The following is a 24,655-nucleotide window of genomic DNA, read 5'->3' as shown; positions in this document are numbered from 1 at the left end:
AGGGTTGTCAGTAGGAGATTCGGAGTGCCGTCCTGATCCGTTGGGAAGGCGCTTTCACGGTCAGGGTCCGGGTGGTGGTGTCCCAGGCCCAGTTCTCGGTGTCGAGGCGGTGGCCGTTGAGGCTGATCCGGGCCGGTGGAGCCTGGACGCCGAGGAGCTTCACCGTCCACTCTCGTTCGGTCACCTGGCCGGGGTAGCGGCCCTGGGTGGGGGCGATGGTGAGTTCGTGCCGGTTGGGGGTCTCCTGGTAGGTGAGTTCGGTCGTCGCACTCAGCGCCTGGTCGGTGGTCGAGCCGTCGTCCTCGTAGAGCTCGAAGGTGCCTGAGGCGCCGGTCGCGATCGTCGCGGTCACCTTGTCCAGGGGGTTCTGGACGTCGTTGGTGACGTTCTCGGTGCGGGTCGTCATGATGCCGCCGGACCTGACGAACACGGGCATGGTGCCGAGATCCGTGGTGACCGACTGGGTCGTTCCACCGGCGTACGTTTTGCCGGTGAAGTAGTCCGTCCATTGGCCGGGTGGGAACCATACGCTTGTGCTCGTCTGCGTCCCCGGCGTTGTCACCGGAGCCACCAGGACGTCCGGGCCGTACAAGTACTCGCTCCCGGCCGTGGCGTAGGCCGCTGGCTCCTCCGGATACTCCAGGTAGGTCGGCCGAACCACCGGTACGCCGGTAGTCGCCGCCTCCCGGGCAAGCGTGTAGGTGTAGGGCACCAGGTTCTCGCGAAGGTTGAGGAACCGCTTGGCCGACTCGGCCGCCGCTGTCCCGTACTGCGAGGGCAGCCGGTCGCTGTGGTTGCTGTGCAACCGGTCGATCGGCTGGAACGTGCCGAGCTGCACCCACCGGGCATACATGTCGTCGGGCAGCTTCGATGTCCTGCGTTGTTGCCCGCCGACGGTGTAGAGCTCGCTGCCGGGCAGCCCGTTGCCGTCGTTGTGGCCGCCGATGTCGTGGCTGATCGCCGACATGCCGGTCGCCACCGACTCGGCCGGCGTCGCCCCGACCTCCATCCGCAGGGTGCCCCAGGTCGACGAGGTGTCGCCGGTGAAGTGGAGCGTGCTGCGCTTGTCCGCCCAAGGACCGGTCGCCAACGCCGTCGGACCGCCGTAGCCACCGGCTTGCAACGATCCGTAGGCCCGCGAGATGACGAATCCTCGACCGATCGCCGGCGCGGCCAGGTCGGCGTACTGCTGGTTGATCCAGGCGTCCGGGGTGACGCCGGGCAGGCTGGAGCGGGAGCTGTCACAGCACCAGTCGAGCCACCAGAAGTCGTTGCCTTGCTGCATCATCGCGGCGTGCAGGTCGAGGTAGGCCTTGAGCTGATCGGGGTCGGCCCAGTCGAAGACGTAGCAGTCGGCGCCGCAGCCGGACTTGGTCAGCTTGCCCTTCGCGGTGGCCTGCGCCTGGGCGAACTGTGGGTCGTTGCCCATGATGCTGGGATGGATGTTGAGGTTGTTGTGCAGACCTGCTGACTTCGACCAGGCGAAGAACCCGGCGGGGTCGGGGAACTTCGCGGTGTCGAACTGCCAGCCGTTCCAGGTGTCGGGCGCCTTGAAGTCCGTGTCGGTGACCAGGACGTCCAGTGGTACGCCGTTGGCGCGGAAGGCGGGCAGGATGGTGTCGCGGTAGTCGGCCGCTGTGCGATCGAAGTACTCCGAATACCAGACGCCATAGGCCCAGCGCGGCAGCAGCTCGGCCGGTCCGGTCAGCGTCTTGAGGTCCCCGAGCCCGGTCTTGTAGTCGTGGCCGAATGCGAAGACGTAGCCATCCTGGTAGGCCGCACTGCCGTGTGCCGGGCGTTGGGTGACCCGGCGGGCTGGAGCGTCGTAGAGCGCCGAGGTGGTGTCGTCGAGGAGGTACCAGCCGTCCTTGTGCAGCAGGCCCTCGGTGGTGGTCGGCGACCCGTTGTCGCCGTTGACCCCGTCGAGTCCGCGCCGGTATCCGCCGAGCGCTAGGTGCGGTTGCGGAGCCGGTACGCCGGTTGCCGCAACGGCGACCGTGTCGAGGTTGACGTGGCAGCTCGTCGCCTCCGGGCAGCCGAGGACGACCTCGTTCGTGCCGGCCTTGAGGTCGACTGGGATGGACGCGGTGCCCCACGCGTTCCAGTCGGTGGTCGCCGGGAGGGAGATCGTGCGCGTCACGCCGCCGGTGGTGATGGTGGCGGTCCGGGTCTCGTGGCGGCCGTCGCCACCGGTGCCGTTGGCATAGCGGAGGTGGAGTTGGTAGGTGCCGTCCGCCGGGACGCCGACGACTCGCTGGGTGAGGCTCGAGCCGGTGTTCAGCTCCGCGATGAAGCCGCGTCCGGCGTACCCGGGATGGTCACTCGCCACCACGGCTGACCCGGCTGGGAGACCGGCCTCGGCCTCGCAGCTGACCGCGAAGGCGCAATCGCCGTACGCACGAGCACTCGCCGGTGGATAGGCGTCAGCCGCTTTGAGTACTGCGAAGCTGTCGACGTTGACGTTGCCCGAATCAGTCGCGGTCCGGACGAGCCGCAAGACGTGGTGCCCGGCTCCGAGGGTGAGAGGCACTGACGCCAGCCCCCAAGAGTCCCACCCGTCCGTCGGCGCGAACGACACCGCTCGGGCCGCTCCACCGTCAACGGACACGCTGAGCGTCCGGGTCTCGTGCTTCCCATCGCCACCAGTCCCGTTGGCATACCGAGCGGTGAAGGCGTACGTCCCGGCGTCAGCGACGAGGACGTCCGCGGATGCCTGCGCTCCGGTGGTCTCGAATCCAGCAAGGAACCCCGCACCGGTGTAACCCCGATGATCGGTCGCAACCCCGAGCCCATCGGCAACCAGGTCCTCACCCTCGCACAACGCATCGACAGCGCAGGTCAGCCGGTGCCAAGGCGCCGCCACGACAGGGGTCGGTCCAGCCTTCAGTTGAATACTGAGATTGCTCGCGTCGAACGGGCCCGAGTCGACCTTGTAGGTCAGGGTCGCCGCGCTCGTCCGGATGGTGAGTACGCCGCCTGTCACCGACGAGGTGAACGGGACCGGCTTGAAGTCGTCGCGTCCGACGGCGTTGAAGGTCGCGGAGTCCTGGAACTGGGCGTCGCCGGCGTACTCCGTGCGGATCAGGGTGGGGGAGAGTACTTGGAAGCGGGCGTTGCCGGTGATGACGGTTTGCCTGGCGACGGTGCTGTTGGTGGCGTCGGCCGGCCGGGCGATCAACCCGGCGGACACGACGCACGCGGCCAGGGCGACAGTGAGGGCGCGGGGGACGGTACCGGCTGTTCTCATCGGCACGATCGGACTCCGATCTCGAAGAGGGGGCGGTCTACAACGATGGAAATCCTTGCAGGGCAAATATGAGCACGTTGAGGGTCGGCGTGTCCAGAGGTGGTCGTTGGTGGTGTCAGCTCTACCTCCGAAGCGCCAGTGGATGGGATGTCGCCGACGTTACGGGCTGCCTAGCGTTGCGGGTATGACCTCAGTGATCACCGAAACCGACCTCGCAGTGAACCGACGAACGGCCCCGGACGATGGCACGGCGGCTGTGCGGGTGGAACAGCTCAGCCGGATCTACGCGGCGGGGGAGCAGCGGGTCGCGGCGCTCGACAACGTCGACGCTGCGTTCGCCCGCGGTACGTTCACGGCCGTGATGGGCCCGTCCGGGTCCGGCAAGAGCACCCTGCTCCAGACTGCCGCCGGGTTGGATCGGCCGACCTCCGGACGTGTCTGGGTCGGCGACAAGGAGTTGTCGCGGTTGTCGGAGGCGAAGCTCACGCGGTTGCGGCGGAGCGAGATCGGGTTCGTCTTCCAGAACTTCAACCTGGTGGGTGCGTTGACCGTGGAGGAGAACATCATGCTTCCGCTGCGGCTGTCCGGAGTACCGGTGGATCGCAGGTGGCTGGACGAGGTTGTCGAGCGCGTCGGCGTCAGAGAGCGGCTGCACCATCGGCCGGCCGAGTTGTCGGGTGGACAGCAGCAGCGGGTTGCCATCGCGCGGGCACTGGCGATGCGTCCGACGGTGGTCTTCGCGGACGAGCCGACGGGAGCCCTCGACAGCCACACCGCGGCCGACGTCCTCGGCCTGTTGAGGTCGATCGTCGACGAGCAGGGGCAGACGATCATCATGGTCACGCACGATCAGACGGCGGCCTCGTACGCCGATCGCGTGCTGGTACTCGCCGACGGTCGCATCATGTCTGACACGGGAGTACGGCGATGATCGGGCTCGCCGGGCGTCTCCTCCGCCATCGACCGGGTACGGTCCTCGCCACCCTGATCGCTCTAGCCGCCGGTGTGATGGTGATGACCGGTACCGGCGCACTGGTCGAGTCCGGCCTCCGTCATCAGCCCAAGCCGCAGCTCCACGGCGCCGCCGACCTGGTCGTGGCCAAGCGCGACATCACCTTCACCGGCAAGGAATTCGGCGGCGACACCTACACCACCACAACCCGCCTCCCCGAACCCGGCACGATGCCCGCCACCCTGGTCGACCAACTCCGCCAGCTCCCCGGAGTCGCCGAAGCAGTCGCAGACCCGCCGACCAGCGCCAAAACCCCGCCTGGCCGGGTCGAGGTCATTGCTATCACCGAGGAAGCCGGTGCGGACCGAGGAGCTGTCAAGGCCGCGGTGGAGAAGCTTGCGGCGGCGGAGTCGGCCAAGGCATATGCCGGCAACGCGAAGGGAATCGTCGAGCGGCCAGACCTCGCGGCGGCCCGGGACCTGTTGATCCAGGTTGGTGCCGCCTTCGGGGGGTACGTCGTGATGCTGATCGTGTTCGTGGTGGCCGGCACGATCGGACTGTCGATCCGGGGGCGGCGGCGTGAGCTCGCGTTGCTGAGGGCAACTGGTGCGACGCCGTGGCAGCTCCGCCGGATGTTGATGGGCGAGGCGGCGATCCTCGGCGGCATCGGCTCGGTGATCGGCATCCCCACCGGACTGCTGGCAAGCCGCTGGATGGGCGACCAGCTGATCGGCAGAGGCTTCGTACCAGCTGATTTCCCCATGGGCATTGGAGTTCTGGCCGCGCCGGCGGCGGCGCTCCTCATCGTGGTGCTCGCCGTTGTCGCAGCTCTCCTCGCGTCGAGGAGGATCTCCGCGATCCGCCCCGCCGAGGCACTGGCCGACGCAGCAGTCGAGCCAACCCGCAGTGGCAAGGTCAGACTCGGCTTTGGCCTGGCGGCGCTTGTCGGAGCCCTCTCATCCAGCGCCTTCGCGGTGATGGGCGGCGGCCAAGCGGCCCTCGGCGGTGCGGTCAGCATGCTGTACCTCCTGGTCCTCGCCGTAGCCCTGCTCGCACCCTGGATCAACAGCCGCGCCGCCAAACTGCTCAGCCCGCTCCTCCGAGCGGTCTGGGGCAACAGCGGCTACCTCGCCACCAGGAACCTGGCGGCGAACGCGCGAGGCATGGCGACCGTACTGACCGCCCTGGTCCTCTCGGTCGGCTTCGGCGGCTCCGTCTGGTTCCTCCAGGACAACCTCGAGCGGCAGACCGTCCAGCAGGTACAGGCCGGCACCCTCGCGCAGTACGCCGTGGTCTCGCCCAAGGGATTACCGGACGACGCGGCGGAGCGCCTGAGCGAGGTGCCCGGCGTAGAGGCCGCGACGGGCGTCCGCCGTACGTCGGTCATCGTGAAGGTCATGCAGGACGCAGAAGTCGTCCCCGCCCAGGCGATGGACCTCGCCAGCGCCCTGAAGACGACCGACCTCCAGATCAAGGAAGGCGAACTGACACCCGGCGGCGTCGCGGTCTCCCAGGTCCGCGCATCCTCCCAGAACTGGAAGCTCGGCGACACCGCCGACATCTGGCTCGCCGACGGAACACCGAAGCACCTGAAGATCACCGCGATCTACTCCCGCGGCCTAGGCTTCGGCGACTTCATCCTCGACCGCGCGACCGTCGGCCAGGCCCCCGACGAAGTACTGCTCCGTACTTCGGGAAGCAAACCGACCGCATTGCCGGAGAGCGCAACCCTGATCCCGGTCAGCCAGCTCACCGTGCAGACCGCGAAGGACCTGGCGATCAGCGCCTGGCTCAACAAGCTCCTGATCGGCGTGATGATCGCGTACGCCGCCCTCGCCGCCGCCAACACCATGATCATGGCCGCCCTGGCCCGCCGCCGCGAGGTAGCAGTCCTCCGCCTCACCGGCGTCACCACCCGCCAGGTCAAGCGAATGGTCAACGCCGAACAAGCCGGCCTCCTCGGAGTGGCCGTCGTGATCGGCGGAACAATCGCAGCCGTCACCCTGACCACGGTCGTCCGTGCAGTAACCGGCGGCGCCCTGCCCTACGTACCAGCCCTGGGCTGGATCGCAGTGCTAGGCGGGGCAACCCTCCTCGCCATGACCACCACGATCCTGCCCATCGCCCTACTGCTCCGGCGGCCGGCCCTGGCTCAGGCCGGCTCCCGAGAATGAGTTCATGAGGCCCATGACGGGTTCAACTCCTCAGAGACGGCGATGGGATTGGAAGAAGTGCCAGATCAGGGTGGAGGCGTCGATCTCCTTGGTTGCACCCGAGTCGGCGGCGCTCCCGGGCCAGCTATGGGTGCCTCCGGCAACCTTGTAGAGAACCACCTGGGCACCGCGGGCGCAGCCGTCGTAGGTCAGGCGGTTCACGTGTGGTGCGACCGCGACGACGGTCGGCCCGCTCGTGCAGCGGTCGATTTGGGCCCAGGACTGGACAGCCATGGGAGTCGGGTAGCCCCAGCGCAAATCGGTCGGCCTGCCCTGGTACGGGTTCGTGGTGTCGGCGTCGCCGTGGAAGGTGATGACGGGGACGGGGCGGTTCGGAGTACAGGTCTGTACCTCCGGGAACATCGGGTCCGTGGGGGAGGGGCGGCCGGCACGCAGACCGGCGCTGGCGGCGAGCGCGGCGACCTTGTCCGGACGGGCGCAGGCGTAGGCGGATGCCATCCGGGCGCCACCGGAGTGGCCGGCGACGTACACGCGGGTGGAGTCCCCACAGGCGAGGCGGGTGACGTCGTCGACGACCTTGGTCAGGTAGGCGATGTCGTCCCGGGCGTCCGGCGGGGGATAGGCGCCGGCGGTGGTGGGGACGCCGGGCACGTTCCAGAACCAGATCTGATTCGGGTTGGGCGTCGCGGCAGGCAGGTTGCCGTTGGGCTCGACGGTGACGAAACCTTCGCGGTCGCCGACTGGCTCGAGCCCGGAGTACGCCGCCTGCTGGTCGGCGTTCCCGTTGCTGAAGTGCAGATTCAGCACGATCGGCAGCGGCCCCCTCGGGGTGGTGGGCGGCACATGCACGCGGACCGGGTACGCCGTATCGCCGAAGCGCACCTGGATCGTCTGAGTGCCGGCGGCCAGGGCCCGGGTGCAGCGACCCCAGCCGTCGGGCGGTGCCGCGGTCGCCGGCGCGAGCGGCAGGAGAAGGGCGAACAACGCGAGCGGGACGGCGCGAAGCCTCATCTGAACTCCTCGGTGGGGCGAACCCGGATTTACCTACTGAATGTTCGGTAGGTTTTTCGCTGCCGTCAAGAGCTCGTAACATCCGTGGGCTAAGTCAGGGCGCCGATCAGCTTGCGCACGAGGCCGCCCATGTCGACCGCTTCGGGGTTGTACAGCCACTGGATCTGCAGTCCGTCCATCACCGCGATGATCAGCGTCGCCAGCTCCTGCGGGTCCTTGTCACCGGCCACCTCACCGGCAGCCTGGGCCAGCCGGATCTCGTCGGCGATCATCGACCGCAACCCGTCGTACCGGGACCGGAAGTAGTCCTGCGCCGGGTGCTCGTCGGTCACCCCGTCGGCCGAGAGCACGACGTACAGCTGGGTCAGCCCGCGTCGCTCACTGTTGCGGTCGGCGGTGTCGGCGAGGTGCTCGAGGAAGGCCGTACCGTGCGGTCGCTCGGGGTCGTTGACCTCGGCGATCTCCGACGCGTCGCGATGCGCGAGCAACTCGGTCAGCAACTGGTCCTTGCTGCCGAAGTGGTGCAGCAAGCCGGCCGGCGTGATCCCGGCCGCGGCCGCGACCTCCTGCAGGGAGGAGTTGCGAAATCCCTTGGTGGCGAACATCGCCGATGCCGCCGCCAGGATTTCCCGGCGCCGCGACGCAGTGCGCTCCGCGTTGGTCGCCATGGCCGGTCATCTTACGGGAGGTAGCGCGGGTGGGGTGGTAGGCAGGATCCTTGCGGGATGGCGGACGAGGGGCGGTTGTGGTTCCTGGACTGGTTGCGGGTGCTGGCCGTGGGTGGGGTGTTCGTGTTCCACACGTTGCGGCCGTTCGACGACGGTGACTGGCATGTGAAGAACGCCCAGACCAGCGAGGGGATCTCGGTCGCGATCGCGTTCCTCGGGCTGTGGGGGCTGGCGTTCTTCTTCATGATCTCGGGGGCGGCCGCGTGGCTGGCGTTGCGGTGGCGAACTGCGACGGGCTTCCTGCGGGAGCGGCTGCTCCGGTTGCTGGTACCGCTGATCGTCGCGTACGTGCTGCTGTCCCCGCCGCAGTACTTCATCGAGGAGCACCACAAGGGCCGGTCTCACGATTCGTTCCTGGGCGACGCGAAGACGTTCTTCAGTGACCTGCGCGGTGATCCGCCGCTCTGGTTGCGCGATACGTACCACCTCTGGTTCCTCGTCTACCTGTTGCAGTTCGCCCTGCTCGGGTTGCCGATCTTCCTGTGGTTGCGCGGTCTCCGGGGCCGGCGGCTGGTCGATTGGATCGCCGTGCGTTGTGAGCGGCCCGGGAAGATCCTGCTTCTCGCGGTGCCGCTCGTGCCGGTGCATCTGCTCTTCCAGGCCGCTCCCGGTCCCGACCACGGCTGGGGCGAGTTCGTCTTCTTCTTCGACTTCTTCGTCGTCGGCTTCCTGGTGCTCTCGGACGATCGCTTGATCGCGGCGGTCCGAAGCAACGCGGTCTACGGGCTGGCCCTCGGCCTCGGCGCGTTCCTCGTCGGCCTGGTCACCGGGATCATGGACTTCCTCGATGCCTGGTGGGACGACCCGGGCTACTCCTGGCCGTACGTCTGGTACTTCACCCTGATCACCCTCGCCGTCTGGGGCTGGCTCGTCGCCGTTCTGGGCTTCGGGCTGCGGGCGTCCGCGTTCCAGCGACCGCTGCCGGTGCCGATCGCGCGGGCGGCGATGCCGTTCTTCCTGATCCACCAACCGGTGATCCTGCTGATCGCGTACTACGTCGTCGGCTGGAACGCAGGCATCGCGACCAAGTACGCCGTACTGATGCCGACCGCGTTCCTGCTCTCCGCCGTCCTGGCCTGGCTGCTGTCCACCCTCCCCGGAGTCTCGATGCTCTTCGGAGTCAAGCGCCAAGCTCTACGACAACCAGAGCACGATTCCGGTATGGCCGGTGAGGACACTGGCGGCGCCCGCGCGGATGGCTGAGACCGCACGAGCCGGGGTGAAGCTGCTGGGGTCGTAGCTGGAGGAGGCGCCTAGACCCTCGCCGCGGAAGGACGCTCCGGTCCAGTCGGCGGCGGTCACGTTGCCGGTCGGCTCCGCCAGTTCCGCACCGACCACCAGGAACTGCTGGTCCAGGTGATTCGGAGTGACCATCGCCAGCGGGTCGACGAGATTGTTGCCGGCAGCCACGATCAGCTCCGGGTGTAGGTCCATGGCCTCGCCGATCCCCGCGATGTAGTCGTCCGAAGCCTTGACTGTCTTGAGACTGACGTGTTCCTGCGTCGCCCAGTCCTCGACCGCCGTCACCAGCGTCTTCGTCTGCGGATCGTCACCGGCGGTGAGCAGGACGACACGGTAGTCCTGCGGCGGATGGACGCCGTCCCACGAGCCGGGCCGCGGCGTGATCGTTGCCTCGGGCGACGGTTTCACGGTCGGTACGAAGCCGGCGCCGAGGGCGCCGATCGGGGTCGGCGCGGCCGCGCGCGGTTGCGACCAGTCGTCGGCCGATGCACAGCCCGTGGCGAGTACGGCGATCGCGGCCGTCGTACCAACGGCTTGGAGCAGGCGCACGGAAACGTCCTTCGTCAGCAGGGGATCAGCTCTTTCTACCTCATGGTTCGCCGATACTTCTGGTGGTCGGCACTTGTTCGTCTGCGGGCAGCCGATCGTTCACTCACCAGGTGGAGCGTGCGCTCCATGTCAGGTATCAAGAAGGTCCTCGCAGTGACCGCGGCCGCGGTCGCCGTAGTACTGGGGACCGCGCCGGTGGCGGAAGCGCACGGCTTCAGTTCGACCGTGTACGCCGACCTCACGTCGCCGGCCAGGGAGCATGTGCGCGCCCAGCTCGGACTCGAGTACGACCTGCTCGTCGTCTCCGCCGCCGATGCGGGCAAGGACGACCCGCTCTTCAAGGACGGCACTGCCGCGTTCGACTCCGGCGACTCCACCCAACAGGCCGCCGCCCTCACGAGGCACGCCGACTCGGTCATCAGCTACGCGACTGAACGCTTCACGGTCACCGCCGACGGCCAGGCCTGTACTGCGAAGCGCGACGGCGACTTCACCATGGAGCAACGAGAGGGCGTCCCGTACGTCGTCCTGGTACTCGACTTCCAATGCCCCCAAGCCGCCGCCCACGAGATCCGCAGCGGACTGTTCCCCGAGGCCGAGGGCTACGTCAAAGGCACCAAAACCATCGTCACGTACCACCTCGACCTGAAGACGGGCAGCAGCGCCCTCGACGACCAGCACCCGGTGCTCTCGACCCAACAGTCAACAGGGCAAAGGTTCTGGGAGTTCTTCCGGCTCGGTGCCGAGCACCTGCTGACCGGGCTGGACCACATCCTGTTCCTGCTGGCGCTGATCGCCGGGTCCCGCCGCTTGCGCGAGATCGTGCTCGCCGCGACGACCTTCACGATCGCGCACTCGGTGACCTTCGTACTGGCCGCGCTCGGTCTCGTCCACGTGACCGCGTCCTTCGTCGAGCCCGTCATCGCCTTGTCGATCGCGGTTGTCGCGGGCTGGCATCTGTGGCGGCTCTGGCGTCGCGGCCGGACCGCCACCGACATCGAGGTGAACAGCCGCAGTCACCTCGGCCTGGACCGGGCGGGCTGGACCCGGCTGGGTGTCGTGTTCTGTTTCGGGCTCGTGCACGGACTCGGTTTCGCTGGAGCGCTCGGCATCGACGAGGCCTGGTCGTGGCAGTTGCTCTGGTCGCTGCTCGTCTTCAACATCGGCATCGAGGTCGTCCAGCTGTCGCTGATCGGGCTGACCTTCCCCCTGCTCGCACTGCTCCGTCACCGTGCACCAATCGCCGCGCTCTGGGTGACCGGCACGATCGCCGCAGGCGTCTCGGCCGCCGGGCTGTTCTGGTTCGTACAGCGAGTGACCGGGATGTGACGCGCCCTCGACTGTTGCGTGGCGTGCAGTCGAGTGGTGAACCCGTGTTCACCTGGATTCCACCGACCGGGAAGACGCTCGGAGCGCACTTTTCACAGCATCACCTCCGTAGGGGATGGACAATCGATGAAGCTCATCAAATGGGTGGCAGTGGCCGCCATCGGCGCCTCGGTGGCGTTCGGTGCCGGCCTGGGCACGGCGCAGGCCGCTGATGCCCCGGCGCCCACCCGCATCATCTTGGGAGTCGGCGCGTCCGAGTCCCAGCGCGTCGTGAGCTGGTACGCCACGACCGACGCGGCGCAGGTCGTGCAGCTCGCCGAGACGGCGAAGATCGTCAAGGGCAAGTTCCCGGCGAGTGCGACCATCAGCTTCCCGGCCACCGTCGCGGCCAACACCGTGAACGGCGGCTTCAACGGGCACGCGGCCCTCGACGGGTTGCGCAAGAACACCTCGTACTCGTACCACGTCGGCAACGGCGGCACGTGGTCTCCGACGTACTCGTTCAAGACCCGCGAGTTCACCGGCGACTACAGCTTCCTGTTCTTCGGCGACCCGCAGATCGGGTCGTCCGGGGACGTCGCGCGCGACGGTGCCGGCTGGGCCGACACACTGAACGTCGCGCTCACCGCGAACCCGAGCGCCGAGCTCCTGGTCTCCGGTGGCGACCAGGTCGAGAGCGCCAACAACGAGCCGCAGTGGGACGCCTTCCTGGGTTCCGACAAGCTGCGGCAGTACCCGTGGGCGGCCACCATCGGCAACCACGACGTCGGCGGCAAGGCGTACGAGCAGCACTTCTGGACTCCGAACACCGACCGTTCGGCGCCGTTCTACCGCGGTGACGCCAAGTCCGAATCCGGCGGCGACTACTGGTACAAGTACAAGGACGTGCTGTTCATCGACCTGAACAGCAACGCCTACGCCAACAACGCCGACGCGGCGCACATCGACTACGTCAGCAAGGTGATCCAGGCGCAGGGCGCGGGTGCGAAGTACACGGTGCTCGTGTACCACCACTCGATCTACTCGCCGGCTGATCACGCCAACGACACCGACAACCAGTTGCGCCGGCTGGACTTCCCGACGGCCTTCTCGAACCTCGGTGTCGACCTGGTGCTGCAGGGTCACGACCACAGCTACTCGCGTAGCTACGTGATCAAGAACGGCAAGAAGGCGAACCCGGCCGAGCAGCCGGGCGCCACCAAGGTGGAGCAGGGCCCGGGCGGCGTCATCTACGTGACGGCGAACTCGGCGTCGGGTTCGAAGTACTACGACCTGACGGCACCCGACACCTCCAAGGACCCGAACTACGGTCCGGACCCGTTGAACCCGAAGAACCACTGGGCCAACTCGGTCGAGAACCAGGAGCACGTCCGGACGTACGTGAAGGTCGACGTACGCGACGACAAGCTCACGGTCGAGGAGATCCGCAGCGGTACCTGTGCCGCCCCGAACGCCGCGGTCGAGCTCGGCCGCGTCGCCTGGTGCGGTCCGGACAGCGGTGCCGGCCCGGCCCAGCCGGTCGGCTCCGTGATCGACCGGGTCCGGTACTACCCGTACAACGACCGTGGCGTCCGTGCCGCGGCCGCTGACGGCGTGAACTGGACCGAGAGCAAGACCACCACGCAGGACGGTCAGGAGAAGGTCACCCTCACCTCGGTGAGCTGATCCTCGCGGGGGTGGGCGTCCTTCGGGGCGTCCACCCTTCCACCCCTTTTGGAGAGACATGTTTCGGTTGCCCGGCGTCCTGTTGCTCGCTGTCGGTGCTGTTGTTCTGGGAGCGGGCACCGCCGCGGCGGCCGACAGCGCGCCCTGGCAGGTGAAGACGGCGTCCAACAGCTATGGCTCCAGCCGCGCGAACTACAGCTACACCGTGGCGGCCGGCGGTCAGGTACAGGACGCCTTTGTCGTACTGAACCGTGGCAAGGCGCCGCTCGACCTCGCGGTCTACGCGGGTGATGCGTTCACGACCTCGACTGGTGAGCTGGATCTTCGCGGCTCGGACTCGAAGGACCTCGGCACCTGGGTGCACGCGGATCGCAAGCAGGTAAGGGTTTTGCCGGGCAAGTCGGTCGAGGTGCCGTTCAGGATCGAGGTACCGGCCGATGCGCGACCAGGCGACCACCTCGGTGGCGTCATCACCTCGCTGACCCAGAACGACGTGGAGCGACGGCTCGCCATCCGGATCCGGTTGCGGGTCAGCGGACAGCTCGAGCCGAGCCTGTCGGTCGAAGACCTGAAGGTGAAGTACGCCGGCAACGGCGACGCGACGGTCGCCTACGAGATCCGCAACACCGGCAACACGATCGCCGCGGCCCGCCAGACCGCCTCGGTCTCAGGGCCGTTCGGCCGGCTGGAATCGCAGTCGGGTGCCATCGCCGACTCGCCTCAGTTGCTGCCCGGCGAGACGTGGAAGGTGTCCGTTCCGGTCAAGGGCGTGACGCCGGCCGGACGGCTGACCGGAGCTGTCGAGCTTCTGCCCCTGGTGACGGACGCGGCCGGCTCGACCGCGACCTTCGCCGCCGTTCGGACCACCGCGCATGCGTGGACGATTCCGTGGGGCGTCGTGTTGCTGCTCGTCGTGGTTGTGGCCGGGCTCGTGCTCGTCACTCGGCGGGTGCGAGGAGCCCGTCGACAAGCTGCTTGAGGGGCAGGTCCCGGGCAGTCCGTTCGATCAGGACCGCGTCCGTGCCGAGTGCCTTGCGGGCGGCCGTGAGTGCGGCCGTTCGCTCGGCGATCCGGTCGGGGACGTAGCCGGGCGTACCGAGGATCTCCCGATGGTGGGCGGCGACGGTGAGCATCCGGAGCGCGGCGATCGGGTGGTCGGCGACCTCGAGGCAGGCGATGGATTCGAGGATGCCGACCTGTGCCTCGACCAGCTCGCGATCGCGGAAGTAGCGAAGGGCCTGGAGGCTGAGTTGGCGGGCGCGGACCGGGTCGCCGCGGAGGGCGGCGATCAGGGCCAGGTGCTCGGTCTCGGCAGCGACCGCGAACTCGTCGTCGGGCTGGATCCGCAGAGCTTCGAGAATCTTTGCCTCGGCCTCGTCGAGTCGTCCCAGGCAGCGCAGCGCGATGCCGAGGTTGTCCAGCAGGCCGGCCAGCATGGTCTGGTCGTTGACGGCCGCGGCCAGATGGCAACCGTCCTCGCCGTAGTCGATGGCGTCGGTGTACCTCTCCAGGCCGATGCTGGTGAGGCAGAGGCCGTACAAGGTGAGGATGAGCCCGCCGCTGTCGCTGAGCGCGTGGAACGCGGTGAGCGCCCGTTCGCCGCAGTCGAGGGCTTCGTCGAGGTCGCCGCTGTGCCGGGCGACCGAGGCCAGTACACGAAGTCCGACGGCCTGGTCGGTGGTCGGTTCCGGGCCGGTGTGGGTGAGTCCGGTGCGGAGCCAGATACGTGCCTGGGGCAATGATCCGCGCATCCGCCAGTGCCACCACAGCGGCGAGACGAGGCCGAGTACCGCCTCGGGCCGGCCGCCGTCGCCCAGACACCAGTCGATCGCGGACCGGAGGTTCGGCTCCTCCTCGTTCACGACGGCGATCAGCTCCTTGGAGCCGGGGTCGCCACCGGTGTCAGCCGTCGTCGCGAGTTGCCGGCACCAAACGATCTGCAGCTCCCGTACGACGGGTTCGTCGCCCGACTCGCGGAGCCGGTTGGTGGCGTAGTCGCGGACGGTTTCGAGCAGGCCGAAGCGTCGTACGCCGGCCGCGGAACGTACCGTCACCAGCGATCGGTCGACGAGCTCGGTGAGCACGGGGACGATGTCGGCAGCGGGGAGGTCGTCACCGGAGATCACGGCTTCGGCCGCTTCGAGAGTGCAGCCGCCGGGGAACACGGCCAGCCTGCGCAGGACGATCCGGCTGGTGGGGTCGAGCAGGTCATGGCTCCAGTCGAGCGCCGATTGCAGGCTGGTGTGGCGGCGGCCGTTGTCACGGGGGCCGCCGATGAGGAGTCTCAGGCGGTCGTTGATCCGCTTCGCGATCTGGGTGATGGTGAGGGTTCTGGTGAGGCCGGCAGCCAGTTCGATGCCGAGGGGGAGGCGGTCGACCGCAGTACAGATCGCCTCGGCTTCAGGGCCTGGTAGTGCGCCGGCGCGGGCGCAGAAGAGGGCGACTGCGGCGTCGGCGGGTAGTGCGTGGAGGTGGTGGAGCTCTTCGCCGCTGATGTGGAGCGGGCGTTGCGAGGTGACGAGGATCGAGAGCGCTGGGGCGGTACGGAGCAGTTCGGCGGCCAGCTTGGCGACCTCGTCGATGAGGTGTTCGGCGTTGTCGATGACGAGCAGGCTGCCGTCGAGCGCTTCGGCGCAGTGAGCGATGGGATCGCCGGGGCGGCTGTCGAGCCCGATCGCGGCCTCCAGTGCGCCGTTCACCGAGGCTGGTGAGCGCAGCGGAGCGAGGTCGAGCCAGCCGACCTGGCGGCCGGTGGATTGGGTGCTGAGGGCAACTTCTTGGGCGAGCCGGGTCTTGCCGACGCCGGGGCCGCCGAGCACGGTGACGAGGCCGGGGCGGGCCAACTCGGCCGCCAATGTGCACAACTCGTCGGCTCGGCCCACGAAGACGCTGCCCGCCTCGGGGGCGCGGACGGGAACTGCTCGCGGTGTTGCCGGCGGCTGTGGGGCTGGATCGTGCCGGAGGAGTTTCAGTTCGAGATCGATGGTGGCGGGGGTGGGGTCGATGCCGAGTTGGTCGGCGAGCCGTTCCTTCAGGCGGGTCAGCGCGTTGAGGGCGTCGGCGCGGCGGCCGTCGTAGTACAGGGAGCGGGCGAGCAGGCCGATCAGGCGTTCGTGGAGTGGGTTCTGGCGAGCCAGCCGGTCCAGTTCGGCGCCGGCGGTGGGGGAGTGGCGGTCGACTTCGGATTCGAGCAGGGCCAGCTGGAGTTCGAGGTGTTCCGCGTCGAGGTGTTCGGCGTCTTTGGCGGCGTACGGGACAGTGCGAAGGCCGGTCAGCGCGGGGCCGCGCCATTGCTGGAGTGCTTCGGTGGCGGCTCGGTCGGCGGCTACGCGGTCGCCCGCCGTACGGGCTCGGTACATCCGTTCGGTGGCCTTGGTTGCGAGCTCCAGGTCGAGCGCGCCGGCCGCGAGGGAGAAGCCGGCCGGTGATCGCTGCAACAGCTCGGCGTGCGGGCCGAGGCTGGACCGGAGCCGCGAGGCGAGCACTCGGAGGCGCTGGACGGGACGGGCCAGCTCGGCGTCGCCCCACAGATCGCGGACGAGTTGATCGTCGGACACACTCCGGCCGCCGGCCAGGGCGAGCCGGACGAGCAGTGCCCGCTCCAGCGTTCCCGCCAGCATCAGCGGCACGCCGGCGGCGGTCACCTCGACGGGCCCCAGTACCCGAACCTCCAGCATCGCTCTCCCCGTGCTCAGCCTCCCGCCATCGTCGCACTCCGGCACGGGGTGCCGCTCGGTGGTCGGCGGTGGGGTAGATCACGGAGATTTAGTAGGACGTCCATGTATATAGTCGGGCTTCCTAGTATCTGGTGAGGCTGCCCATCGCAGTCGCGATGTCCGGGAGTGAGACGTTGAGCAACGAGTTGAGCCATTTCGTGGCCGGGCAGCATCGGGCGGGGACCTCGGGGCGGTTCGCCGACGTCTTCGATCCGAACACCGGCGGGGTGCAGGCGCGGGTGCCGTTGGCGAGCAAGGCAGAGGTCGTCGCGGCGATCGATGACGCCGAGCGAGCTCAGCTCGAGTGGGCGGCGTGGAACCCGCAGCGGCGGGCTCGGGTGCTGCTGCGCTTCCTCGACCTGGTCAATCGGGATATGGAGTCGCTGGCTCGTCTGCTGTCGAGTGAGCACGGCAAGACCGTTGCTGATGCGAAGGGTGACATCCAGCGTGGGCTGGAGGTGATCGAGTTCGCCGCCGGCGGTCCGCACCTGCTCAAGGGTGAGTACACGACCGGCGCCGGGACCGGGATCGACGTCTACTCGATGCGGCAGCCGCTTGGCGTGGTCGCGGGGATCACTCCGTTCAACTTCCCGGCGATGATTCCGCTGTGGAAGGCCGGGCCGGCGCTGGCCGCGGGCAACGCGTTCATTCTCAAGCCGTCCGAGCGGGATCCTTCGGTGCCGTTGCGGATCGCGGAGCTGTTCCTCGAGGCCGGGTTGCCGGCCGGCGTGTTCAACGTCGTCAACGGCGACAAGGAAGCGGTCGACACGCTGCTGGAGGACGAGCGGGTCCGGGCTGTCGGCTTCGTCGGGTCGACGCCGATCGCGCAGTACATCTACGAGTCGGCGGCCGCGAACGGCAAGCGGGCTCAGTGCTTCGGTGGCGCCAAGAACCACCTGATCGTGATGCCTGACGCTGATCTCGATGACGTCGCCGATGCGCTGATCGGCGCTGGGTACGGTTCGGCCGGCGAGCGGTGCATGGCGATCTCGGTCGCGGTGCCGGTCGGCGCGGAGACGGCCGACGCGCTCGTCTTGAAGCTCCAGGAGCGGATCGCGGGGCTGACCGTTGGGCACAGCCTGGATGAAGAGGCCGACTACGGACCGCTGGTCACCGCCGAGGCGCGGCAGCGGGTGATCGACTACATCGGGGCCGGGGTCGAAGAGGGCGCGGAGCTGCTGGTGGACGGTCGCGACTTCGTGCTGGCCGGCCATGAGTCGGGCTTCTTCCTCGGGCCGACGCTGTTCGACAAGGTCGTCCCCGGCATGCGGATCTACGACGAGGAGATCTTCGGGCCGGTGCTCGTGATCGCGCGCGCCGAGACCTATGAGGAGGCGCTGCGGTTGCCGAGTGAGCATGCCTACGGCAACGGTGTCTCGATCTTCACCCGGGACGGCGACACCGCGCGGGACTTCACGGCCCGGGTCAATGTCGGCATGGTCGGGGTGAACGTACCGATTCCGGTGCCGATCGCGTACCACACCTTCGGCGGCTGGAAGCGGTCCGGATTCGGCGACCTCAACCAGCACGGGCCGGACTCCTTCCGCTTCTACACCAAGACCAAGACGGTGACGTCGCGGTGGCCGTCCGGGGCCAAAGAGGGTGCCAGCTTCGTCATCCCGACGATGAGCTGACCCGATGACTTCGGACGACGAGGAGCTGCTGGCGATCGCGCGGGAGGTGCGCAGGTTCGCCGAGCACGAGCTGGCCCCGCACGCGATCGAGTGGGATCAGGCCAAGCACTTTCCGGTCGACGTACTGCGGCGTGCGGGTGATCTGGGGTTGGGTGGGATCTGTGTCGCGGAGGATGTCGGCGGGTCCGGGCTCGGCCGGCTCGAGGCGGTGACGATCTTCGAGGAGCTGGCACGCGGGGACACCGCCATCGCGGCGTACGTGTCGATCCACAACATGGTCACGTCGATGATCGACTCGGCCGGTACGGACGACCAGCGGAAGCAATGGGTGCCCGGACTGGCCAGTATGGAAGGGCTTGGGAGCTACTGCCTCACCGAGCCCGAGGCTGGTTCGGATGCCGGTGCTTTGCGCACGACTGCTCGGCGCGACGGCTCCGACTATGTGCTCGATGGGGTGAAGCAGTTCATCTCCGGGGCCGGGTCGTCCAGCGTGTACGTCGTGATGGCGCGTACTGGGGACGCGGGGCCGCGGGGGATCACGGCTTTCATCGTGCCGGGCGATGCGGCTGGGCTGTCCTTCGGGGCCAACGAGCGCAAGATGGGGTGGCATGCGCAGCCGACTCGGCAGGTCATCCTGGACGGCGTACGGGTGCCTGTCTCTCAGCGGCTGGGGGACGAGGGCGAGGGGTTCGGCATCGCGATGCGCGGGCTCAACGGTGGGCGGCTGAACATCGCCGCTTGCTCGCTCGGTGGTGCGCAATGGGCTTTGGAGCAGGCGACCAGCTATCTGCAGTCCCGGTCGGCCTTCGGTGGGCCGTTGATCAGCCAGCAGGCGTTGGTGTTTCAGCTCGCCGATATGGCCACCGAGTTGGAGGCTTCGCGGTGCCTGTTGCATCACGCGGCTCGGACGCTCGACAGCCGGGCGGCTGACGCGGCCAAGGTGTGTGCGATGGCGAAGCGGTTCGTCACCGATTCCGCGTTCACCGTTGCGAACAAGGCTTTGCAGTTGCACGGGGGCTACGGGTACCTCAGCGAGTACGGCATCGAGAAGGTGGTCCGCGACCTGCGCGTCCACCAGATCCTGGAAGGAACCAACGAGATCATGCGACTGATCGTCGGCCGGGCCCTGATCGAGGCGGCGGCATGAGTGAGCCGGTGGTGCTGATCAGCCAGGACGGGCAGGCGGGGCACATCGTGCTCAATCGGCCTCAGGCGATCAATGCGTTGACGCACGAGATGGTGGATCTGATCCAGGCGGCGTTGGAGTCGTGGGCTGTTGATCCGTCGGTGCAGACGGTGGTGCTCACCGGGAGCGGCGAGCGTGGGTTGTGTGCTGGGGGCGACATCGTGTCGATCTACCAGGACGGGCTGGCCGGCGGTACGGCGTCGGTGGAGTTCTGGGCCGCGGAGTACCGGCTGGATGCGACGATCGCGGAGTACCCGAAGCCGTTCGTGGCGATCATGGACGGGATCGTGCTCGGTGGCGGGATCGGGTTGTCGGCGCATGCCTCGGTGCGGGTCGTGACCGAGCGGTCGAAGATCGGGATGCCGGAGACGGGGATCGGGTTCTTCCCTGATGTCGGCGGGACCTGGTTGTTGTCGCGGGCGCCGGGGGAGCTGGGGACGCATCTGGCGCTGACCGCTGGGTCGGTGCGGGCGGGTGACGCGATCGCTGTCGGGCTGGCCGATTGGTACGTGCCGAGTGACCGGCTTCCCGGCTTGATCGCTTCGCTTGCTTGCGTGGCACCGGCGGAGGCCTTGGCCGCGGTGGTTGCGGAGGCTCCGGCTGCTGGGTTGCTTGCGGATCGTGAGTGGATCGATGCGGCGTACGAGGGCGATGACGTGGTGAAGATCCTGGCCCGGTTGATGGGTTCTGAGGTGGGGGCGGCTCGGTCGACTGCCGACGTACTGGCTTCGAAGTCGCCGACTTCGGTACGGGTGACGTTGCGGGCGCTGCGGGAGGCGGCGGATCTGTCGTCGCTGCGGGAGGCGCTGGATCAGGAGTATCGGCTGTCGTTGCGGTTCCAGGGGTCGCACGACTTCCTCGAGGGGGTGCGGGCGCAGGTGATCGACAAGGATCGCAATCCGCAGTGGATGCCTGCCCGGCTCGACGATGTCGCTGAGTCGGTTGTTGCTTCGTACTTCGCCGGGCTGGGCGCTGATGAGCTTGGACTGAGTCAGGAGAGTGCATCGTGAAGACGGTTGGGTTCATCGGGCTGGGCAACATGGGTGGGCCGATGGCGGCCAACCTGGTCAAGGCTGGGTATGCGGTGACCGGCTTCGATCCTTCGGACGCGGCTCGCTCTGCCGCAGTCGAGGCGGGCGTGCTGATGGCCGCTTCTGCTGCTGAGGCGGTGGCGGGCGCCGAGGTGGTGATCACGATGCTGCCGAGTGGCCGGCATGTTCTCGACCTTTACCAAGGGACTGCTGAGGTGCCGGGTCTGTTGGCGTCGGCGCCTGCGGGAGCGCTGTTCGTCGACTGCTCGACGATCGCGGTGTCGGATGCCCGGGAGGCTGCCGCGCTGGTCGTCGCGGCGGGACATCGCGCGGTGGACGCGCCTGTGTCCGGAGGGGTGGTCGGCGCTGCGGCCGGCACGCTGACTCTGATGGTCGGGGCGCTGGCTGCGGACCTGGCGGCCGTGCGATCGGTTCTCGAGCCGATGGCTGGGCGGATCGTCCACTGCGGTGATCCAGGGGCTGGGCAGGCGGCGAAGATCTGCAACAACCTGATCCTCGGGATCTCGATGATCGGGGTCAGTGAAGCTTTTGTGCTGGGCGAGAAGCTCGGGCTGTCGCATCAGGCGCTGTTCGATGTGACGTCGACTGCTTCTGGGCAGTGCTGGGCGTTGACGACCAACTGCCCGGTGCCGGGGCCGGTGCCCACCAGTCCGGCCAACCGGTCGTACCAGCCTGGTTTTGCTGCTCCGCTGATGGCGAAGGACCTTGGACTTGCTGTCCAGGCGGCTTCGACTGTGGGCGCCGCGAGCAACCTGGGCGCGTTGGCCGCGGCGCTCTACCAAGAATTTGCCGCTGGCAACGGTTCTGCACTCGACTTCTCCGCCATCATCAACGAGATCCGGGACGCCTCATGACCAGCTACGAGAACATCATCGTCACCCGCGACCGGCGGACCGCGACGATCACGCTGAACCGGCCGAAGGCGCTGAACGCCCTGAACGAGGCGCTGATGGTGGAGGTGGTCGAGGCCGCTACCACGCTCGACGCCGATCGTTCGGTGGGTGCGATCGTGATCACTGGGTCGGAGCGGGCGTTCGCGGCCGGCGCCGACATCAAGGAGATGGCTGCGCAGTCGTACCAGGATATGTATCTGTCGGACTGGTTCACGGCCTGGGATCGGCTGGCGGCGGTTCGTACGCCGTTGATCGCGGCGGTGAGCGGGTACGCGCTGGGTGGTGGGTGCGAGCTGGCGATGATCTGCGACATCCTGATCGCTTCGGACACGGCGAAGTTCGGCCAGCCGGAGATCACCCTCGGCGTCATCCCCGGCATCGGCGGCTCCCAACGCCTCACCCGCGCCATCGGCAAGGCGAAGGCGATGGATCTGATCCTCACCGGCCGCACGATCTCCGCCGACGAAGCCGAACGCGCGGGCCTGGTCTCCCGCGTCGTCCCCGCCGCGTCGCTGCTCGCCGAGGCCTCGGAGGTCGCCCACAAAATCGCCGAAATGTCCCTGCCTGCCGTCTACGCAGCCAAGGAAGCCGTCAACCGCTCCTTCGAATCAACCCTCACCGAAGGCATCCTCTTCGAACGCCGCACCTTCCACGCCACCTTCGCCCTCGACGACCGCACCGAAGGCATGACCGCCTTCACCGAAAAACGCCCCCCGAAGTTCACCCACCACTGACACCCGCCCCCCGAAGTTCACCCACCACTGACACCCGCCCCCCGAAGTTCACCCACCACTAACACCCGCCGGCCGAGGCCGGCCTCCCCGCATACCGCGGTCGCCATGGTGTTGCCGCTGGGCCGCGGGGTTGTTGAGGTGCTGTGGTGAGGGCGCAGTGGTGAGGGCGCTGTGGTTGCGCGGTACTGAGCCAAGGGTGCTGTGGCTGCGGGGTTGCCGTGGTGAGCGCTGAGCTGTCGGTGGTCTGGCCGTCTGGTCTGCGGGGAACGGCTGCCAGCCGGGCAGAGTTGGTTGCTAGCGACAGCTAGCGGTCGTCGGCGCATGCGTAACTCGGTGGGTAATCGCTTGCCCTCGGCGTGTCGGGGTGGTTGGTGGGGGTTGTGTATGCGTGGCGGTCCGGGTGATGCCCTCGGTCGGCGGGTGACGGCGGCGGAGCGAGATCGTTGCGGCGGAGGAATGGATCAAGGGGGTGGCGGGGGCGCTGAGCTGTCGGTGGTCTGGCCGTCTGGTCTGCGGGGAACGGCTGCCAGCCGGGCAGAGTTGGTTGCTAGCGACAGCTAGCGGTCGTCGGTGCATGCGTAACTCGGTGGGTAATCGCTTGCCCTCGGCGTGTCGGGGTGGTTGGTGGGGGTTGTGCGTGCGTGGCGGTGCGGGTTTGGCGACTTTGTGCTCGACGTGAGTGGATCCGTTGCCGGGGGATGCTCGGGTGGAGTACTAGGTGCCTCGGGCAACTGGTTTTGGGGGCGGAGGGTGTTTCGAGCCGGTGGTCGGGCAAGGGTCGGACGGGGGGTGGCGGCCCGCCCGGTGGCGGCCCGCCCGGCGGGGGCGGCTCGGTGGTGGCCTGCTCGACGGGGTTGGCTCGGTGGTGGCCTGCTCGATGGGGTTGGCCGTGGTCGTTTCGTGGCGGGTTGGTGGGGCTTTGGTGGTGAATCTGCCATTTGTTGCCGGTCTTGTCAGCGGATCCGGGATAGCTGCGTCTTTCCCTGGTAGTGGTGGTGGGTGTCAAGGGTCGAACTTGTTCGATCCCGAAGGGACGCGAAGCGCCCTTGATACCCACCACAACGACTAGGACACTCAAGCAGCCCGGTGACGCGATCCAGGGTTCCTTCGAAGCAGCACCCCGGCATCCACGCGAGCCCTGGCATTGCGAGCCCGAAGTGTTGTAAGCGCCGTCGACAGAGCCCGAGTGTTCCTCGGGTCAGCGGGTCTTGAAGCTTTCGTACTCCTGTTGGGTCAGTTCGCGAAGCTCGCTGGCGGCCGTCTTGGACTGGGGGCTGCCGCCGCCTACGTCGCCGCCGCCGAAGCGGATGTTGGCCCAGTTGTTCTGGGCGGTGAGGGTGGTGCGGCTGGAGTCGCCGTTGATGCTCGTGGCGGCGGTGTCCGCGGTGCCGCCGTCGCAGTTCCAGTCGATGGGGGCGTTGGCGGCGCCGGAGGTGCGGGTGGTGCCGTTGGGGCACTTCCAGTAGGTCTTCCAGGTGGAGGCGGTGGTGGTGTTGAGGCCTACCGACTCACGCAGGCTGTTCTCGTTCAGGGCGGGTGGGGCGAAGTTCGAGTAGCTGAACCAGTTGGCGCCGCTGGTGCGGGGGACGCCGTCGAACTGGAAGAAGTAGTTCATCACGCTGAGGTAGTTCGGCTTGTAGTTCACGTGGTCGGTGCCGCCGTGGGTCAGGCCGAGGTCGTGGCCGAGTTCGTGGATGAAGGTGCCCACGTTGCGGTTCTCGGTGACGGTCCAGTTGCACTTCGGGCCCATCGTGACGATGAAGGTGTCGTTCGGGATGGCGAACGCGTTGCCGCTGCTGCAGGTGTTGTCGTAGTCGTCGGCCCAGAGCATGTAGTGGAAGACGGCCTTGCGAGCCGGGGCGAAGTTGGCGTTCTTGATCGCGTCGGTCTGCGACTCCGCGGGCTGCAGGTTGCTGTCGTACGGCACCTGGTTGCCGCCGCCGAGGTTGTACGCCGAACCGGCCGCCGGCCCGCCGTCGAGGTGGATCCGGATGCCGGTGCTGCCGTCGGGGTTGCTGACCGGCGCCGCGGCGAAGACCGCCTTGATCCGGTCGAAGGCGGCCGTGGTGGCGAGCCGGCCGCTCATGTAGTCCATCTCGACGAACAGGTCCTTCTTGTTCGCCGTCGCGCCCATCGCGGGCAGGTTCACGTCGATGACACCGTCACCGTTGGCGTCGTAGCCGTTGGTCTCCCAGGTGTCGGGCAACGAGTCGCCGTCGGTGTCGGTCGCCGAGGGGGCGGCGACCAGGCCGGTGGCGGCCGGACCAGTGGCGGCCGGACCAGTGGCGGCCGGACCGGTGGCGGCCGGACCGGTGGCGGCCGGACCGGTGGCGGCCGGACCGGCAGCGGCCGGTGGTGCTTCGGGCGGGATCGCCGCGAGGGCACCACCGGCGGCCGCGGCGGTCAGGACGAACGAAGACAGGGTGGCGAGCAGGGCGGAGCTGGGGCGGATTCTCATCGATCTCCTCACAATCGATCGGGGCGCCCCAAGAATGCAGTCGACCGGCCACTGAATGCAATGACTTCGGCACAGAACGTCGACC

At 68.1% G+C, this 24,655-nt stretch carries 17 protein-coding genes; 11 read left to right on the top strand and 6 right to left on the bottom strand.

Annotated elements, in window-relative coordinates; all coding sequences use genetic code 11:
- Window positions 1–7: 7 nt before the first annotated feature.
- Complete coding sequence (locus ABD768_RS32965) at window positions 8–3,247, bottom strand: TIM-barrel domain-containing protein (protein WP_344847279.1); 3,240 nt, start codon at window positions 3,245–3,247, stop codon at window positions 8–10.
- Window positions 3,248–3,440: 193 nt separating this feature from the next.
- On the opposite strand from ABD768_RS32965, the gene ABD768_RS32960 reads away from it, so the two are divergent.
- Entirely contained in the window at window positions 3,441–4,178 is a 738-nt protein-coding gene (locus tag ABD768_RS32960; RefSeq protein WP_425552065.1) for an ABC transporter ATP-binding protein, read from the top strand.
- Complete coding sequence (locus ABD768_RS32955; RefSeq protein WP_344847276.1) at window positions 4,175–6,373, top strand: ABC transporter permease; 2,199 nt, start codon at window positions 4,175–4,177, stop codon at window positions 6,371–6,373. Before ABD768_RS32960 ends, ABD768_RS32955 begins: the two co-directional genes overlap by 4 nt.
- A 30-nt stretch (window positions 6,374–6,403) precedes the next feature.
- Here ABD768_RS32955 and ABD768_RS32950 read toward each other — a convergent pair whose 3' ends face one another.
- Window positions 6,404–7,384: a CE1 family esterase gene (locus tag ABD768_RS32950; RefSeq protein ID WP_344847274.1), complete on the bottom strand. Its 981-nt coding sequence runs from the start codon at window positions 7,382–7,384 to the stop codon at window positions 6,404–6,406.
- An 89-nt stretch (window positions 7,385–7,473) separates the two neighbouring features.
- Window positions 7,474–8,052, bottom strand: coding sequence for a TetR/AcrR family transcriptional regulator (locus ABD768_RS32945; RefSeq protein WP_344847272.1), 579 nt, complete (start codon window positions 8,050–8,052; stop codon window positions 7,474–7,476).
- Between the two features lie 57 nt (window positions 8,053–8,109).
- On the opposite strand from ABD768_RS32945, the gene ABD768_RS32940 reads away from it, so the two are divergent.
- Complete coding sequence (locus ABD768_RS32940; protein ID WP_344847270.1) at window positions 8,110–9,315, top strand: acyltransferase family protein; 1,206 nt, start codon at window positions 8,110–8,112, stop codon at window positions 9,313–9,315.
- On the opposite strand, the gene ABD768_RS32935 is transcribed toward ABD768_RS32940, so the two are convergent.
- Complete coding sequence (locus tag ABD768_RS32935; protein WP_344847265.1) at window positions 9,247–9,903, bottom strand: type 1 periplasmic-binding domain-containing protein; 657 nt, start codon at window positions 9,901–9,903, stop codon at window positions 9,247–9,249. The genes ABD768_RS32940 and ABD768_RS32935 overlap by 69 nt on opposite strands.
- 126 nt (window positions 9,904–10,029) lie before the next feature.
- On the opposite strand from ABD768_RS32935, the gene ABD768_RS32930 reads away from it, so the two are divergent.
- From ABD768_RS32930 to ABD768_RS32920, 3 genes are all read left to right on the top strand, one after another.
- Window positions 10,030–11,232, top strand: a complete 1,203-nt coding sequence (locus ABD768_RS32930; RefSeq protein ID WP_344847263.1) for a HupE/UreJ family protein — start codon at window positions 10,030–10,032, stop codon at window positions 11,230–11,232.
- Window positions 11,233–11,358: 126 nt separating this feature from the next.
- Window positions 11,359–12,897: a purple acid phosphatase family protein gene (locus tag ABD768_RS32925; RefSeq protein WP_344847261.1), complete on the top strand. Its 1,539-nt coding sequence runs from the start codon at window positions 11,359–11,361 to the stop codon at window positions 12,895–12,897.
- Between the two features lie 58 nt (window positions 12,898–12,955).
- Window positions 12,956–13,876, top strand: coding sequence for a COG1470 family protein (locus ABD768_RS32920; protein ID WP_344847257.1), 921 nt, complete (start codon window positions 12,956–12,958; stop codon window positions 13,874–13,876).
- Here ABD768_RS32920 and ABD768_RS32915 read toward each other — a convergent pair.
- Window positions 13,836–16,574 (bottom strand): AfsR/SARP family transcriptional regulator, encoded by a 2,739-nt coding sequence (locus ABD768_RS32915; RefSeq protein WP_344847255.1) that lies wholly within the window; start codon window positions 16,572–16,574, stop codon window positions 13,836–13,838. The genes ABD768_RS32920 and ABD768_RS32915 overlap by 41 nt on opposite strands.
- A gap of 131 nt (window positions 16,575–16,705) precedes the next feature.
- On the opposite strand from ABD768_RS32915, the gene ABD768_RS32910 reads away from it, so the two are divergent.
- The 5 genes from ABD768_RS32910 to ABD768_RS32890 are packed head-to-tail and all read left to right on the top strand — an operon-like array spanning window position 16,706 to window position 22,112.
- Window positions 16,706–18,247, top strand: a complete 1,542-nt coding sequence (locus tag ABD768_RS32910) for a CoA-acylating methylmalonate-semialdehyde dehydrogenase (protein ID WP_425558464.1) — start codon at window positions 16,706–16,708, stop codon at window positions 18,245–18,247.
- 4 nt (window positions 18,248–18,251) lie between these two features.
- On the top strand, window positions 18,252–19,394 hold the full coding sequence (locus ABD768_RS32905; protein ID WP_344847253.1) for an acyl-CoA dehydrogenase family protein: 1,143 nt from the start codon (window positions 18,252–18,254) through the stop codon (window positions 19,392–19,394).
- A complete protein-coding gene (locus ABD768_RS32900) occupies window positions 19,391–20,443 on the top strand; it encodes an enoyl-CoA hydratase/isomerase family protein (protein ID WP_344847251.1) in 1,053 nt (350 codons plus the stop codon). The genes ABD768_RS32905 and ABD768_RS32900 overlap by 4 nt, the downstream gene beginning before the upstream one ends.
- Window positions 20,440–21,339, top strand: a complete 900-nt coding sequence (mmsB, locus tag ABD768_RS32895) for a 3-hydroxyisobutyrate dehydrogenase (RefSeq protein WP_343966203.1) — start codon at window positions 20,440–20,442, stop codon at window positions 21,337–21,339. The genes ABD768_RS32900 and mmsB overlap by 4 nt, the downstream gene beginning before the upstream one ends.
- Window positions 21,336–22,112, top strand: a complete 777-nt coding sequence (locus tag ABD768_RS32890) for an enoyl-CoA hydratase (protein ID WP_344847249.1) — start codon at window positions 21,336–21,338, stop codon at window positions 22,110–22,112. Before mmsB ends, ABD768_RS32890 begins: the two co-directional genes overlap by 4 nt.
- A gap of 1,198 nt (window positions 22,113–23,310) precedes the next feature.
- On the opposite strand, the gene ABD768_RS32885 is transcribed toward ABD768_RS32890, so the two are convergent.
- The gene (locus tag ABD768_RS32885; RefSeq protein WP_344847248.1) at window positions 23,311–24,570 is read right to left on the bottom strand and encodes a hypothetical protein; all 1,260 of its coding nucleotides are present in this window, start codon (window positions 24,568–24,570) and stop codon (window positions 23,311–23,313) included.
- Window positions 24,571–24,655: the final 85 nt, after the last annotated feature.

The sequence above is a fragment of the Kribbella ginsengisoli genome, assembly GCF_039537185.1.
GTDB classification, from domain to species: Bacteria; Actinomycetota; Actinomycetes; order Propionibacteriales; family Kribbellaceae; genus Kribbella; species Kribbella koreensis.
This window is presented reverse-complemented; position numbering and strand designations above follow the sequence as displayed.

Coding starts and splice junctions, on each gene's coding strand:
- ABD768_RS32890 (WP_344847249.1), top strand. CDS start 21,336: ATGACCAGCTACGAGAACATCATCGTCACCCGCGACCGGCGGACCGCG.
- ABD768_RS32955 (WP_344847276.1), top strand. CDS start 4,175: ATGATCGGGCTCGCCGGGCGTCTCCTCCGCCATCGACCGGGTACGGTC.
- ABD768_RS32915 (WP_344847255.1), bottom strand. CDS start 16,574: ATGCTGGAGGTTCGGGTACTGGGGCCCGTCGAGGTGACCGCCGCCGGC.
- ABD768_RS32965 (WP_344847279.1), bottom strand. CDS start 3,247: ATGAGAACAGCCGGTACCGTCCCCCGCGCCCTCACTGTCGCCCTGGCC.
- ABD768_RS32905 (WP_344847253.1), top strand. CDS start 18,252: ATGACTTCGGACGACGAGGAGCTGCTGGCGATCGCGCGGGAGGTGCGC.
- ABD768_RS32940 (WP_344847270.1), top strand. CDS start 8,110: ATGGCGGACGAGGGGCGGTTGTGGTTCCTGGACTGGTTGCGGGTGCTG.
- ABD768_RS32885 (WP_344847248.1), bottom strand. CDS start 24,570: ATGAGAATCCGCCCCAGCTCCGCCCTGCTCGCCACCCTGTCTTCGTTC.
- ABD768_RS32950 (WP_344847274.1), bottom strand. CDS start 7,384: ATGAGGCTTCGCGCCGTCCCGCTCGCGTTGTTCGCCCTTCTCCTGCCG.
- ABD768_RS32930 (WP_344847263.1), top strand. CDS start 10,030: ATGTCAGGTATCAAGAAGGTCCTCGCAGTGACCGCGGCCGCGGTCGCC.
- ABD768_RS32925 (WP_344847261.1), top strand. CDS start 11,359: ATGAAGCTCATCAAATGGGTGGCAGTGGCCGCCATCGGCGCCTCGGTG.
- ABD768_RS32900 (WP_344847251.1), top strand. CDS start 19,391: ATGAGTGAGCCGGTGGTGCTGATCAGCCAGGACGGGCAGGCGGGGCAC.
- ABD768_RS32920 (WP_344847257.1), top strand. CDS start 12,956: ATGTTTCGGTTGCCCGGCGTCCTGTTGCTCGCTGTCGGTGCTGTTGTT.
- ABD768_RS32945 (WP_344847272.1), bottom strand. CDS start 8,052: ATGGCGACCAACGCGGAGCGCACTGCGTCGCGGCGCCGGGAAATCCTG.